This window comes from Lewinella sp. 4G2 (genome assembly GCF_001625015.1).
GTDB lineage: Bacteria > Bacteroidota > Bacteroidia > Chitinophagales > Saprospiraceae > Neolewinella.
On sequence record NZ_LVWJ02000014.1, the window covers coordinates 1,688,598 to 1,703,268 of the forward strand.

The window sequence follows — 14,671 nt, forward strand, 5'->3', positions numbered from 1 at the left end:
AAACGAATTTCTGCTCTTTCTGAGCCGATCGAACTCTAAGTCACTGGCTACCGCTTTACTAAGTACAGAACCGGTGCCAATGAACCAATTACACGATGCTCCCCATGTCAGTGCCCAGTTACCCCTGGACCACGCGGAGGAGCCCATCAGCCAATCCGTAGCCCCACCGGTTGCTACATTTACTCAGCGCGCAAATACCATCGGCCGGCCCGCCAAATTGTGGAAACCCAAGCACGTCTACTTCACGGCCGCCGCCTGGGAGGAAGAGCACGGCCGCCGCATTGCGGAACGGTTGGATCAACTTGGCGTCAACTACGAGCGCCTGAGCAAGAATCGGTTGCCCCGGCTAAAGGGCAACACGGTGCGGGAGACCTACCAAAAATCCAAGAACACCCTCGCCATCGTGAACGCGCCCCCGAGTGCAATGCGCCTGACGCCCATCCCGCCTTCCGCCGACTGGCAATTCCACCTCGCGAAGGGCTGCCCGGCGCACTGTCAGTATTGCTACCTGGCAGGAAGCCTGCCGGGTGCACCGATCACTCGTGTGTACGGCAACCTGGAACAGATCCTGGAGAACAACGTGAACTACATTCAACCTGGGGAAGGAACGACCAGCTTTGAAGCCAGCTGCTACACCGATCCACTCGGTTTAGAGCACCTTACCGGTTCCCTCAGCCGGACGATCGAATGGTTCGGTACCCAGCCCCAGGCGACCCTGCGTTGGGTGACGAAGTACGACGACGTCACCCCACTCCTCGGTCTGACCCACAATGGCCACACCCGGAGCCGCATCAGCCTCAATGCCGAGTGGGTCACCCGCCGCTTGGAGGGTGGCACTGCTGATCTTACGGCCCGCATCGAGGCCCTCCGCCGTCTTTGTGGCGCAGGCTATAAAGTAGGTATCGTGCTCGCTCCCATCATGCCCTTCCCCGGTTGGCAGGAGAGCTACGTCGAGGTGCTCGACCGCACTCAGGAAGCAGTAGGGGAGGGGTGCGACGTTACCTTCGAACTCATCACCCACCGCTTCACCCCCGGCTCCAAACAGGTGCTATTAGATTGGTACCCCAACACGAAGTTGGACCTGAGCGAAGAGGGGCGGCGCAAGAAGTTTAATAAATTCGGTGGCCACAAATTCGTCTATCAGAAAGAGCAGTTAGGCGAGCTCAAAGAATGGATGTACCGGGAGATCGGTGCCCGCTTTGGGGAGGAGACAATTCTTTACTTTACCTAGGAAAGTAGGCGCAAGTCAAATTCAAAACCGGGGAGCACGTCTTCGCCGGTGATGGTTTGGTTGAGCGGGGAAACGATCTTGACGGAGCTATCGGCCCGGTAGATCCAGAGCTTATCCGCATCGACGTCGATGAGCCAGGCCAGTTTTACGCCGTTAGCGATCCAGGTTGTGCGCATCCGCAAATCATTCACAAATCCTGAGCGCGTTGGATCAACGACCTCTACGACGAAGTCAGGTACTAGACCGGCGAATTTAGTTAACTCGGTCCAGGATATCGATGCCATCGTTTCTACTGATACGTACGTTACCGATGCTGTTCTTACGGAGGTATCTGGAAGGGTAAAACCAGCTTTACTACCGAATGCCTGGCCACCGTGCTGACGACAGTACATGGTAAGATCCGCAGCCACTGCTGCCACAGCTGATCCAGTCTTCGTAAAGACCGGCGTGCTGATTATTATAGAGCCATTTTCGTTCCGCTCACAAAATATATCCGGATGCTCAGCGCAGAAATTCCAAAAATCTTCCTCCGAGAATTGTTTCGTGGTGCGCAGTGGATAACAGGCCAAAGGAAGATCAGCGCAATACGTTGGTGAGGTCATACTTGTAAGTTAGGAACTCCTCACTCAAACCAAACACTCACCTCTCCCAAACCCTTCCGTTCAATCACAGGAACCTGCGCGTCCTCCGCGGGGTAACCGACGGGGAGGAGCAGAAAGGGGCGTTCGTTCGCAGGGCGCTTGAGAATTTGTTGCAGGAAGTTCATCGGGCTGGGGGTGTGCGTTACGGTCACCAGGCCAGCGTGGTGGATGGCGGCGATGAGGAAACCACAGGCCAGGCCCACGGATTCATTCACGTAGTAGTTCTTTTCCCGCTCCCCGTCCGGCCCAATATCGTAGGCCTTTTTAAAGGCGACGATGAGGTAGGGCGCCGTCGTCAGGAAGGGCTTTTCCCAGTCCGTCCCAAATTTCTTCAGGTCTACCAGCCAGTCGTCGGACATCCGGCCGTGGTAATTTTCGTACTCCTCCTTCTCCGCCGCCTCGCGGATCTTGGCCTTCATCACGGGGTCACTGATCACGCAAAATGTCCATGGTTGTTTGTGGGCGCCACTCGGTGCGGAGGAGGCCGTTTGCAGCAGGTACTCAATCACCTCCTTCGCCACCGGTCGGTCGCTGAATTCTCGCACGGTCCGCCGTTCGTTCAGCTCCTCAAATAGTTGGCGCGCCCGCAGGTGCATGGTTTCGGGGGAACGTTCCGTAAAGGCAAGGGGAGTAAACCCAAGATCAGAATTAGCCATGCCACGAAGGTAGGCACCGCAGTGGAAGCGTAATGCGGCTGGTGGGTGAAGGCATAGAAAAAGGGTGTGAAGCGACAAGCTCCACACCCTTTTTGGGAAGGTAATTGGGTCTAAAATCTAACTTCTAGAATCTTCAGACTACAAAGAATTATCTACCACCCCTTCACTCTCCACTGGTGCCAGCGGATCCGCATCAGAAGGCCGTGGGCCAATCAAGCGCACCAGGTCCTTACTGGAAAGCACTTCTTTGTCTAGCAGTTCCTTCGCCAGCAGCTCCACCTCGGCGCGCTTCTCCCGGAGGAGATCCTGCGCCCGCTGGTACTGCCCTTCGAGGAGGGCACGTACCTGGTTGTCGATCAGCGTAGCCGTATCGTCGGAGTAGGGGCGTTGGTAACCATTCTGGCTCATGCCGTAAAAGCTGACTTGGCCAACCTTATCGTTCATACCGTAGACGGTGATCATGTCGTATGCCTGCTTCGTTACCTTATCGAGGTCGTTCTGGGCGCCGGTACTGATCTTGCCGAAGAAAACCTCTTCCGCCGCGCGGCCACCGAAGGTCATGCACATCATGTCCAGCATCTGTTCGGTGCGGGTGATGTACTGCTCCTTGGGTAAGTACTGGGCGTAACCGAGTGCGGCCACACCACGGGGGACGATCGTCACCTTCACCAGAGGACTGGCGTGTTCCAGGAACCAACCACAGATGGCGTGGCCAGCTTCGTGATAGGCGATGATCTCCTTTTCCTCGGGATTGATGAGCTTGTTCTTTTTCTCGAGGCCACCGATCACTTTATCGAGGGCGTAGTTGAAGTCGTTCAGCGTAATGCTGGTCTGGTTACGGCGCGCGGCAATCAGGGCCGCCTCATTACAGATGTTGGCGATCTCCGCACCGGCAAAACCGGGCGTCATTTCCGCCAGCGTAAAGGCATCCACGAGGTTCTCGTCGATCTTGATCGTCTTGAGGTGAACCTTGAAGATGGCCTCCCGTCCTTTCAAGTCCGGACGGTCGATACCAATTTGGCGATCGAAACGGCCCGGGCGGAGGAGGGCACTGTCCAACACGTCGGGCCGGTTGGTTGCGGCCATCAGGATGACGCCTTTATCCGTGGAGAAACCGTCCATCTCTACGAGGAGCTGGTTGAGGGTGTTCTCCCGTTCGTCGTTACCACCCTGCATGGCACCCTTTCCGCGGGCGCGGCCGATGGCGTCGATCTCATCAATAAAGATGATACAGGGGGCCTTTTCTCGGGCCTGCTTGAAGAGGTCCCGTACGCGGCTGGCACCTACGCCGACGAACATCTCCACAAAGTCCGAACCGGACATCGTAAAGAAGGGAACGCCCGCTTCACCGGCGACGGCTTTGGCGAGGAGGGTTTTACCCGTTCCGGGAGGGCCCACCAGGAGGACACCTTTGGGGATCTTACCACCGAGGGCGGTATACTTCTTGGGGTTCTTGAGGAAGTCGACGACCTCCATCACTTCTTCCTTGGCTTCGTCGAGACCCGCCACGTCGGCGAAAGTGACGTTCACTTTAGAGTTCTGATCGAACAGCGTCGCCTTGGATTTTCCGATGTTGAAGATCTGTCCGCCAGGACCGCCGGCGCCGCCACCCATCCGGCGCATGATGAAGACCCAGAGTAGTACGAGGAGACCGATGGGGAGTACCCAACCCAGGATGCTACCCAAAATATCGGCACGTTCTACGGGGATGATCGGAATTCGCTCGTCGAAAGGTACATCGTTGCGGTCCTGCGCCTCATCCATGAAACGGGTGAAGTTGTCGGCGGTGATGACTTCCATGCGGTAGTCGTAGCGCTTGCCGCCGAGACCCTTATCGGCCGCGTCCTTGTAGGCGTTGCCTTCTTTCTTTTCCGAATCGATGTAGATCTCGGCGTGCTTGCCGTTGACCAGCTCGACCTTGGTGATCGCGCCTTCATCTTCGATCATCTGCAGGAGGCGTTTTTTGTCGATATCGACGTTGGCACCACCCGTCAGGCTGGAGAGAACGAGCGCTAGCAGCACGAGGGACATGATCGCGTAGAGCCAGTAACTCTGGAGCTTGTTCCCGCCCCCTTCGGGCTTCTTATCTTTCTTGTTCGTGTTCATATATGTTTGGCTAACGCACGATGCCTGATTTCGTTGGCTCGTGTTGGGGCGTATTTACGTTATGTTGGGATCGTGACCGTCCTTGGTCTCTAGCGATTATACCCGTGCATTGTTCGCGTAAAACACGGCTAATCCCGGGCGTAGAAGAACCCCGACCACTTAGTTGGGCCGGGTAGAAAGGGCCAAGGTGCGGCGGAGGAAGGCGGGGCGTGGCCCTACACGTCTTCGTAAGTCGTGAACTCGCCGTCGCTCCACAAGTCCTCCAGTTCGTAGAAGGCCCGCGTTTCGGGGTAGAAGACGTGGATGATGGTATCGAAGTAGTCCAGACAGACCCACTTGGCGACGAGGCCGCCATTGACGCTCTTCGGGTGCTCGCTGAGTTCGCGCTTCAGCCGCATCTGGATATTGTCCGCAATGGAAGCGACCTGGGTGACGGATTCACCTTCGCAGACGACGAAAAAGTCCGTAGGCCGGTCCGTTAGTTTACGCAGATCGATCTTGACGATGTTCTTCGCCTTGATGTCCTGCATGGCATCGACGATGACGTCCAGCCGTTGATTCATTCTTTCGGTAACGTTGCCCGATGACAACTTGATGGAAGTATTCAAATTACTTGTTTAGTGAAGGGATTGGTAGCAAGTACCGTGCCAGGGAAACCGGTGGCGGAGCCCATAAGGTCAGTCCCGTTCCGTATTTTCGGCGATAATTACTTAAAGTTACAGCCGGCCGACATTGAAAGAAAGTAACACCCGGGTTTTTCCGAAAGTTTCCCACCACTTCCCTGCCACCGGTAGCACGAATGACCTGGCCGTAGCCGCGCTTTCCTCCCCCCATCCCCCGGCCCACGGGGCGGTCTTTATTACGGACGACCAGTCCGCCGGCCGGGGGCAGGGCACGAACGCCTGGCATTCTTCTCCGTACGCCAACCTCACCTTTAGCTTGGTCACCCGCCCCTCCCACCTCACCGTGGGGCAGGTCTTTGCGTTGAGCCAGGTTGCGGCACTGGCCGTGGCCCAAACGGTTGACGCTTTCCTCGGTCCCACACACCGCACCCGCGCGAGCGCCAAACTTGTCCCGCATCATATCGGGAGCAGCGCCCAAAACCTTGACGGAATAAGCGTAAAATGGCCGAACGATGTATACGTCGGGAAGCGTAAGATCGCCGGCATCCTCATCCAAAATGGACTCCGCGGTAGCGCCCTAGACTGGTCCGTGATTGGCATCGGATTGAACGTGAATGAAACCGACTTCCCGTCGGAACTAAAGGCCACCGCCACGAGCCTCCGCGCCCTGACCAGTACGACCTTTGACCTGGGAACCGTCCTCAAACAATTGCTAACCGACCTCGCCAATCAATACGAAAAAATGAGCAGCAGCGCGGGCCTCGCGCTTCTGGACCGAAATTATGAAGATCGACTTTACCGACGCGGCGTCCCCAGTGAGTTCCGGCACGTGGCGACGGGGAAGGTGTTTACCGGGGTTATTGAGGGGGTGAATGATCGTGGCCAATTGGTGGTGCGGATGGCTGGTGGGCGGGCTAGTGCGTTTGATTTGCGGGAGGTACGGTTATTAGTTTCTAGTAGGTAGTTTCTAGTTTCTAGAAACCCACCACTAGAAACTAGTAACTAAACACTAGAAACTAATAATCCTCCAGCAACTCCAACCCTTGCTCGATCCCTCGCTCCACCGGCGCCACGCCGTCGCGCATCCACCTAGGCATGGGTGCCTCCATGAGGTAGTGGTCGAAGAATTGTTCCATACGGGTCTGGAAGTCGGCGCGGTTGGGAGTTTTGACGGGCCAGTGGGGCTCGCCGCGGTAGTTGAGGAGCCAGGCGGGTTTGCCGAGGCGGCGCAGGGCCGTGAACCACTCGATGCCCTGGTACCACGGCACGGCCCCGTCGGCGTCGTTGTGCAGGATTAGGAGCGGCGTGTTGATCTTGTCCGTCGTGAAGATCGGGCTGTTTTCGAGGTAGCGCAGCGGGTACTCCCAGGGGCTGCCGCCGATGCGCGACTGGGTTTTCTCGTACTGAAACTGCCGGCTCAGGCCCGAACCCCAGCGGATGCCCCCGTAAGCAGAAAACATGTTGACGACCGGCGCGCCGGACTCCACGGCCGCAAATAGATCCGTTTTCGTAACGAGGTAAGCCGCCTGATAACCACCCCAACTGTGGCCCTGGAGGCCGATGCGTTCGCGGTCAATAAAGCCCTCGCCGAGGAGGCTCGTAACACCGCTCATCACGCAGTCGTAGGCGCTTTCGCCGGGGTATCCGACGCGGTAAACGACGTCCGGATTGAAGATCACGTAGCCCTTGCTGGCGTAGTGGGAATAGTTGATGGAACTCCGGCCGGGCGTAGGCGTGCGGTGGCGGTGGACACTTTCGCTGTTGCGCTCGTAGAAGTTGACGAGCAGTGGGTACTGTTTATTCGGGTCGAAGCCGTCAGGTTTGATGAGCAAGCCCTGCAAGGTGCGGCCCTGGTTGTCGATCCAGCTGTAATTCTCGGCGGAGCCCCAGCGGAAATTGGCCTGCTGTGGGTTGGCAATGGAGACGCGGGTTGCCGGCAGGTTTCTGGCGAAGAGGTCATCGGTATACTGCAGGTCAGGGAACTGCCGGAAGTCAGCTTCACTAAAAACGAGAGCTTCTGCGGAGCGCGCCCGCATAAAATCTCCGTAGGTCTTTGGGCCAGAACGGAGGATGAGTACGTCGCCGTTGCTCACGTCCATCCAGCCCATCCCGGCGTGTTTGTTGTTTTCGTTGAACATCGTGACGAACTGGTCCTTGCGCGGGTCGATGAAGGGGTCCTCCCGGTCCAGATCCCGCAGGGCGTAGCGGATTTGGTTGGCGCGCCCCCGTGTCAGCCGCGTGGCGTCGTCGCGGCCGCTCGCGTCGAGTTTCCAGAGGTCGTAGCGGTCGCTGACGAGGAAGTGTTGCCCGTCTTCCAGCGTGCCAGCCATGCCGTAGGCGCGGGGGTGCATGGGCCGGTCGTTGAGTTCGTCGTAGAAAATACCGGTGGCGTTGGTCGTTAGCGTGTGCAGCTGGCCGTTGCTCGGGTCGAAGCTGTTCCAGGTCGTATCCGTTTGGTTGTACCACACGAGATAATTGCCGCCGGCGAGGAAGCGAGCGGGGGCAACTTCACCGCGGGGCACTTCCGTCTCGTCACCGTTATCCAGGTTAATCACTTTGAGGTCGCGGCCACCGGGGTAGCCTTCCCACATGGTTTGTTTGGCGTAAGGCCGGTCGTCGTAGACCGCGACGCAATCGCCGTTCATTTCGGGTGGGGTAACGACGTAGGGGTAAGCCTCCTCTGCGAGTTGCCGCACCCGCCCACTTTCGGTGCGGTAGACGGCGAGGTAGGTAGCCTTTTTGTCGTCGGAGAGGTTCACATTTTGCTGGGTGTAGAGCCGCGGCTCTTCCGTGCGCCAGATCTCGACGTCGGCAATCTCATCTTCGAGCAGAGTCGTATCCCGTTCGGCGCGGCGGGGCCGGTTGCCGAAGAAGAGGCTCTTACCGTCGGTGCTGAAACGGGGCCGGTAATCCTTACTGATGGCGTAGCCGGCGTCACCGTAGTCTTGGCCCGCCGTGGGGTCCGTTACGTTTCCGCGGTCGGCGCTCCAGTACTGGAGGGTGTAGGGTTTTTGCGCGTCTTCACCGTCATCGGTGGCGGAGAGGTAGGCGGCCTGGCGGCCGTCGCTACTCAGGGCGAGGCCGGTGAAGTCGAGGCTATCCTGTTCCAGCGCCCGCCACTCCAGTTCGCGGGTGTCGAGGCGGTGAACGCCGGCCGTCCAGGTGCTGTCCTTATCGGTCTGGTGGGCGAGCAGGACGGGTTCGTCGCGCGCCCAAACGTAGCTCATGACGCCTTCGAGGTAGAAGCTGTCCTGATTCGCGAAGTTTCTCACCACCAGGCGTTTAGCTTTCTTGTCCAGGCTTTTCGTGAGCGAATCGGGCAGGATGCTTTCCGTCAGGTAGGCGTAGCTGCGCGCATCCCGTTCCGGCATCTTTACGCCATGTACGTGGGGGGTGACGACGGGTTCCGGCTGGCCCAGGTTCCAGACGAGGAGGCTGTCCATTTTGGCGAGTTGGTCCTTCGCTTTTTTCTTCTCCTTCAGTTTGATCCGCCGCACTTCCTCGCGGGCGGGTTTGAGGATGCCCACTACATTTTTTCCGTCGTAACTCAGCGTTGCGCCGTGGAGGCGGGGGAAGCGCCGCTCAGTTTGCTTCCGCACGTCGTAGAGCACGGCCACCGGGTCGCCTACGTCCTTGGTCAGTGTATACAGTACGTAGTTCCCGTCGGCGCTCAGTTGCTCGTTGGTGATCCGGTTCCAGCGCTGCATGTCCTTTACCGTGATGGCTTTGCCGTTTGGGTTGGGTGGGTTTTGGGTGCCGGCTCCGCTTCTTTGTGGGGCGAGTTGGGCGCTGGCGCAGGTGCAGAGCAAGGGCAGGAAGAGGAGAAGGGTAGCGTACCGCATGGTGGGGGAGGGTTGGGGTGGGTAAGATACGTTTTTGGGTTGGGGGGGATTGATTGACTACTGTAGGATAGGTCCTTGGAGCGTCCGACGGTACGAGGATCTCCAAGCGTCCGGTGTTGTTGGTCAATACCGGACGCTTGGAGGAACTCCCCACTTGCTGCGCGCGTGGGGAGCACGCTCCAAGGACCTGGGGGCGGCGTGGGGATTGATTAGCTACTGTATTCTAGGTCCTTGGAACGTCCGACGGTAGGAGGTTTTCCAAGCGTTCGGTGATGGAGGGGTAGGGTTCCTGCGGTGGAATTCAAACTATTAATAATGAGGGGATGCAATTATTAGGCTTTACCGAACCATCCGTTCACTCACTCTTTCAAGCCAACATGGTACAACGCGACATTATTCAGGAACAGATCGAGCAACTTGGGCGCGTCCTGGGTAAGATCCTGGCGGACTTTTTGAAGCTTAGAACAAATGCTGACCCAGTACAGGCAATCTCCATAACGCAGGAGGAATTGCGTGAGCAGGTGGGCTTCGACTTCCCACATTTTACGACGTTGGATGGAGCTGCCGCCCTTGCTTACGTTACGCAACTTGAACTAACGGGCGAACACCTCGATCACCTAGCCAAATTTGCTGTCCAAGTTGCGGAGGCGCAACCACTAGGCCGAAAAGAGAACCTACGAAGCGCTCTTCGCTTGTTGGATCTGGCCGCATTGCGCTCCGAAACAGTGACGTTTGACCGCATCTTTTTACGGCGGCGGATTGAGGAAGGGCTTGAGGGGGAGTAGATTAGATTGCTTGATTAGTGAAGAGGGAGGAGTTCTTTTTGGGGCCGGTGTTGGGGTGGGATTCTTTAGTTATGTGTTTGGCCGCACGCTCGCAGGACGATTCTATTTCCGCTGCGCTACAACAGCATCGACGCTACGAGGAGCTCGAGGGTAAATTTTAGTAGGTCTAGGTCCTCGTAGCGTCCGACGTAGGAGGTCCTGCGAGCGTCCGGTTGTGTATGACCGCACGCTCGCAGAACGATTCTATTTCCGCTGCGCTACAATAGCATCGACGCTACGAGGAGCTGAATTTTGTCTATGGTAGGACCTTGGAACGTCCGACGATAGGAGGTCTTCCAAGCGTCCGGCTCTGGGGTGCATACGCTAGTTCTCAAAACCTTGAAGAAATATCTTGTCAACCCTCAACTAAGCGTAATGTGATGATGTTAGTTAGTTGAACTAACTAAATTTACTCACTCAAATCTTTCTATCATGAAAGTCATTTTCTACCACGCCGGGTGCCCGGTCTGTCTTGATGCCGAACGGCAAATCCTCCAACTCGTCGATGCTGCGGCTCACGACGTGCAAATCGTTCACCTCGGCGATGAACCGGGCCAAGTGCCTGCTGCCAAACAAGCCGGTGTGAAATCCGTACCGGCGCTCGTCATTGCGGGCAACGGGCCCATTCACCTCAACTTCGGGGCCAGCATGGCTGATCTGGAAGCTTAACCATCCATACACTAATAGTTAGCTAAACTAATTACTGTGAAGTTCTTACTACCCATTTTGCTACTCGTCGGGGCCAACGGCTGCTCTCAGACCGATCCGAATGCTCCCGGAGCGGAGTTTACGGGCAACGCTGATTTCAACATCAACGCTACGGACGTACGGTTTGACGACCAGTTGCAACAATTGATCTTTACCATCACCGTAGATGGAAATGCTGGTGGCACCGTCCCCATGCCAGTTGGTAGCCTGGATGGTGCGCCCGTGCTCGGATATGTCGTCCCCACCACGCTCCGGGCCGAGGACGTTGGATTCGCCCCCACCGAAGGCATTGTAGCCATGGCGCTGACGAGCCACCCCGATTTCGATGATACCCCACTGTGGGACGAGAATACCGATAAGGATTACGCCAACGATGGTGTAGTCTGGCACCCGCACTGGGTAATACTGGTCGAAGACGAACGGGTACCCGGCGGCCTCAGCGTAAAGCAATTTGCTGGATCTAGCGAAGGGCTACTTCCCCCAACGAACCCCGGGATGCCCATGTACATGGATTCTCCCGGCTTCCCCGTGCTAACGGATGGTAATGAGATCAAGGTCATCGTACCCGCTTACCGGATGAACAACCAGACTCAGTTCAATTACGACGGCGTAGCGGCCTACATGCAGGTCATTGGTTCAGACACCGAGCGGCCGATGCTCGGGGTATATACGGTTTACAGTATCGCATCGGGCGACCTCTCGTTGCCCTATACGGTTCGGTAAGCTTAAAATTGGAGACCTGCCCGCCTGATGGCGGATAGTGTTGGGGGAGCTGGGTATACCTGGTTCCCCCTTCCTACCCGACCTACTTCGGTTCAGGTATTCTACTTTAGCGGCTGATGAACGTACCCAGTAATCCGCAGGACCGCCACGAAGACCTTGCCGCCAAGATCATCTTCGCCCTTGAGCGGAGTGGCGAAAGCATCCGCTTGGCCCGTGCCGCCGTGGCTCGTTCGGCGGGTTTGACGGATCTACAGCTGCGGGTCTTACGTTACGTTGCCTTTCATCTGGAGGACCCGCCGGGCGTGAGCCGGCTGTCAACAGAGTTTCAACTCAGCCGGCCGACCGTCAGCGAAACGGTCCGGTTACTCCTTAAAAAAGACTTAGTGGTGAAGCAACCGGATCCACACGATGGGCGGGCTTTCACGCTCGCGCCGAGTAAAGCTGGTTCTCAATTAATCGCTAGCCTCAGTGACCGCAAGCACCCGCACCTGAGCATTGTCCGTAAGCTTGACGAAGCGGCGGGGGATTCCCTCTACGGTAGCCTTTACCAGCTACTACACGATTTTCAACGGAGCGAACTCATCCCGTCACAACGGATGTGTCTGGATTGCCGCTACCTCAACCACCACGATGGTGCCCGCCATTGTAGCCTTCTCAACATCGAGCTGACGACGGAGAAATTACGGATTGATTGCGGGGAGTTTGAGGCGGGTACTGCACACTAGGTCCTTGGAACGTCCGACGTAGGAGGTCTTTCAAGCGTCCGGCTAGAGGAGTAGGTAGTCCGGATCGAAGTAAATGTTTTGCATTCTAACGAAACGCAGGTTAAATTAACGGCTGTTTCGTTAACTTTGTGTATGGAATTTTACGGGCGAGAAGCCGAACTTGAACAACTGCAGTCAATAAATTCTACCAGCCGGCAACGGGCACGGATGACGATCATCACCGGTCGGCGGCGGGTGGGGAAGACTCGGCTGATCAAGCAAAGTCTAGGTGGACAGCCCTTTCTATACTTCTTCCTATCCAGAAAGGAGGAGCCATTATTGTGTCGGGATTTTCAGGAGCAAACCGAACGTTTATTAGGTGTGAAGATCATCGGGTCCATCACTCGGTTCAGCCAGCTATTTGAATGGCTCTGCGACTACGCGCAACGGGCGCACCTGAATTTGGTAATCGATGAGTTTCAGGAGTTCTTTCGTCTCAACCCCGCCGTTTATAGTGAGATCCAAAATCACTGGGATCAGTACAAGGACACCATGAAGATGAACCTCATCCTGAGTGGGTCGATACAGAGTCTGATGCAGCGGATTTTCGAGAACTACCAGGAACCACTCTTCGGCAGAGCTACGGCTAAAATTGTCCTTAAGCCGTTCTCGCCAGGGCAGCTCCGTAAACTGCTCGAGCTACACTACCCCGACTTCACCGCAAGAGATCTGCTTACCTTCTTTGCCGTGACGGGTGGCGTACCGCGTTACGTGGAATACTTCGTTGATAGTCAGGCCTTAACTCATGATGGGTTCATCAATGCTTTCTTAGATGGTACTTCTTTTTTCCGCGACGAGGGCAAAGCACTGCTATTAGACGAGTTTGGAAAAGACTACGGTGTCTACTTCAGTATTCTCTCCCTAATTGCGAGTGGCAAAACTGATCGCGGTACCATTACTAGTACGCTACAAAAAGATATTGGTGGCCAACTTACTCGTTTGGAGGCCGTGTACGGTATCGTTAAAGCGCAGCGGCCGATGTTCAGCAAGCCTAACTCGCGAAATATTAATTTTTACATTAACGACGAGTTCCTCCGTTTTTGGTTCCGCTTCATTTTTAAAAACCAGCCGCCTTTAGAAATTGGCAATTATGACTACGTACGCGAAGTAATCGACCGGGACTTTTCCACTTTCGCGGGCGTAGCCCTGGAGAAATTCGTCCGCGCTGAGTTAGCGGCCACCGGGCAGTATTCTCACGTAGGCAACTACTGGGAGAAAGGTAACCAGAACGAGATCGACGTGATCGCCTACAACGAATTGACGAAGCAAGCTTTGATCGGGGAAGTCAAAATGCAGGCAAAAAAGATATCCCTCGATAAGCTTCGCATAAAGGCGGAAGCAGTGATGCGAAAACTGGGGAGATTCGAAGTTGCTTATCGAGGATTCAGTTTGGAAGATATTAAAAAACTGGGTTGATCTTTCCTGGGAACGGACGCTCGGAGGAACTCCCCACTTGCTGCGCGCGTGAGGAGCACGCTCCAAGGACCTGTGGGCGGCGTGGGGATTAATCAGCTACTGTAATCTAGATCCTTGGAACGTCCGACGTAGGAGGTCTTCCAAGCGTCCGGTTACGTGTATGACCGCACGCTCGCAGGACGATTATATTTCCGCTGCGCTACAATAGCATCGACGCTACGAGGAGCTAGGAAGTGATGGTAGGTAATTCCTTGGAACGTCCGACGTAGGAGGTCTTCCAAGCGTCCGTTCTTGAGTGAGGTATTTTGAGTTCATACCAGGCGCAAAGTCCACCGAGCTTTCGGACCTTCTCAAAAAGAATTAAAACGTATTTAGACCTTTGCAGTATTTTATTGCGGGTCGACCGTATTTAACTCGTTACAACTATAGCATACCCCGTGGCCAATCCCCAACTCACCCAAACCATCACCCAACTAAAAAGCGAGACCGACCTCATCCCGCCAGCCCGAAAACAAACCCTTGAGCGCCTCGCTGATTACATCCGACAGCAAAAGCAGCGGGGCGCCGTCCACCTCAACTTCATTTGTACCCACAATTCCCGCCGCAGCCACCTGGCGATGATCTGGGCCGCCGTTGCCGCAGCGGAGTACGGACTGGAGGGCGTGCATACATACTCCGGCGGTACCGAAGCTACCGCCTTCAACTCTCGTGCCGTGGCCGCCCTGGAGCGTATTGGTTTTCGGGTGGATAAGCCTGGCGGCGATAACCCGCGCTACGCTGTCCGATTTTCTGACGAGCAGCCCGCGCTGATCTGTTATTCCAAGACCTTTGACGACCCCGCTAACCCTATCAAGGATTTTGCGGCCATTATGACCTGCTCTGATGCGGATGAGAATTGCCCCTTTATTCCTGGTGTTGACCTGCGTTTGCCGCTTACTTATGAGGACCCTAAAACCGCAGATGATACGCCGAAGGAAGGGGAGCGGTACGAGGAGCGGGCGTGGCAGATTGGGCGGGAGCTGTTGTATGCTTTTGCTTTGGTTTAGGGTGGGGTTGGCTAAATCGCCGTCTCCCCAAACGATGATTAAAGCAAGGGTTGAGTTCCAGCTAAAGCTTGATCGTCAAATCTCTGATGCC

At 56.1% G+C, this 14,671-nt stretch carries 13 protein-coding genes; 8 read left to right on the top strand and 5 right to left on the bottom strand.

Going from position 1 to position 14,671, the window contains the following annotated elements:
• The first annotated feature begins 79 nt into the window (after positions 1 to 79).
• Positions 80 to 1,231: a spore photoproduct lyase family protein gene (locus A3850_RS07730; RefSeq protein ID WP_197494010.1), complete on the top strand. Its 1,152-nt coding sequence runs from the start codon at positions 80 to 82 to the stop codon at positions 1,229 to 1,231.
• On the opposite strand, the gene A3850_RS19510 is transcribed toward A3850_RS07730, so the two are convergent.
• The 4 genes from A3850_RS19510 to rsfS form a co-directional block, all read right to left on the bottom strand.
• Positions 1,228 to 1,833 carry a Uma2 family endonuclease gene (locus A3850_RS19510; protein WP_076639932.1) on the bottom strand — a complete coding sequence of 202 codons (606 nt, stop codon included), beginning with the start codon at positions 1,831 to 1,833 and terminating at the stop codon, positions 1,228 to 1,230. The two genes, A3850_RS07730 and A3850_RS19510, sit on opposite strands and share 4 nt — an antisense overlap.
• A gap of 20 nt (positions 1,834 to 1,853) precedes the next feature.
• Positions 1,854 to 2,528, bottom strand: a complete 675-nt coding sequence (locus A3850_RS07740) for a nitroreductase family protein (RefSeq protein WP_068215293.1) — start codon at positions 2,526 to 2,528, stop codon at positions 1,854 to 1,856.
• Between the two features lie 138 nt (positions 2,529 to 2,666).
• The gene (gene ftsH / locus A3850_RS07745) at positions 2,667 to 4,634 is read right to left on the bottom strand and encodes an ATP-dependent zinc metalloprotease FtsH (RefSeq protein ID WP_068215294.1); all 1,968 of its coding nucleotides are present in this window, start codon (positions 4,632 to 4,634) and stop codon (positions 2,667 to 2,669) included.
• Between the two features lie 215 nt (positions 4,635 to 4,849).
• Positions 4,850 to 5,242 carry a ribosome silencing factor gene (gene rsfS, locus A3850_RS07750; protein ID WP_231915295.1) on the bottom strand — a complete coding sequence of 131 codons (393 nt, stop codon included), beginning with the start codon at positions 5,240 to 5,242 and terminating at the stop codon, positions 4,850 to 4,852.
• A gap of 124 nt (positions 5,243 to 5,366) precedes the next feature.
• Between rsfS and A3850_RS07755 the strand changes: the two genes are divergently transcribed.
• Entirely contained in the window at positions 5,367 to 6,221 is an 855-nt protein-coding gene (locus A3850_RS07755; RefSeq protein WP_068215297.1) for a biotin--[acetyl-CoA-carboxylase] ligase, read from the top strand.
• 52 nt (positions 6,222 to 6,273) lie between these two features.
• Here the strand turns inward: A3850_RS07755 and A3850_RS07760 are convergent, their stop codons facing one another.
• The gene (locus A3850_RS07760; protein ID WP_068215298.1) at positions 6,274 to 9,099 is read right to left on the bottom strand and encodes a S9 family peptidase; all 2,826 of its coding nucleotides are present in this window, start codon (positions 9,097 to 9,099) and stop codon (positions 6,274 to 6,276) included.
• Between the two features lie 323 nt (positions 9,100 to 9,422).
• Between A3850_RS07760 and A3850_RS07765 the strand changes: the two genes are divergently transcribed.
• The 6 genes from A3850_RS07765 (at position 9,423) to A3850_RS07790 (ending at position 14,580) form a co-directional block, all read left to right on the top strand.
• A complete protein-coding gene (locus A3850_RS07765; protein WP_068215299.1) occupies positions 9,423 to 9,884 on the top strand; it encodes a hypothetical protein in 462 nt (153 codons plus the stop codon).
• 468 nt (positions 9,885 to 10,352) lie between these two features.
• Positions 10,353 to 10,592 (top strand): conjugal transfer protein TraF, encoded by a 240-nt coding sequence (traF, locus tag A3850_RS07770; protein WP_068215303.1) that lies wholly within the window; start codon positions 10,353 to 10,355, stop codon positions 10,590 to 10,592.
• Positions 10,593 to 10,628: 36 nt separating this feature from the next.
• A complete protein-coding gene (locus A3850_RS07775; protein WP_197494011.1) occupies positions 10,629 to 11,354 on the top strand; it encodes a hypothetical protein in 726 nt (241 codons plus the stop codon).
• A 116-nt stretch (positions 11,355 to 11,470) separates the two neighbouring features.
• Entirely contained in the window at positions 11,471 to 12,079 is a 609-nt protein-coding gene (locus A3850_RS07780; protein WP_068215305.1) for a MarR family winged helix-turn-helix transcriptional regulator, read from the top strand.
• 132 nt (positions 12,080 to 12,211) lie between these two features.
• Positions 12,212 to 13,534: an ATP-binding protein gene (locus A3850_RS07785; RefSeq protein ID WP_068215307.1), complete on the top strand. Its 1,323-nt coding sequence runs from the start codon at positions 12,212 to 12,214 to the stop codon at positions 13,532 to 13,534.
• Positions 13,535 to 13,971: 437 nt separating this feature from the next.
• Complete coding sequence (locus A3850_RS07790) at positions 13,972 to 14,580, top strand: protein-tyrosine-phosphatase (RefSeq protein WP_082921688.1); 609 nt, start codon at positions 13,972 to 13,974, stop codon at positions 14,578 to 14,580.
• Positions 14,581 to 14,671: the final 91 nt, after the last annotated feature.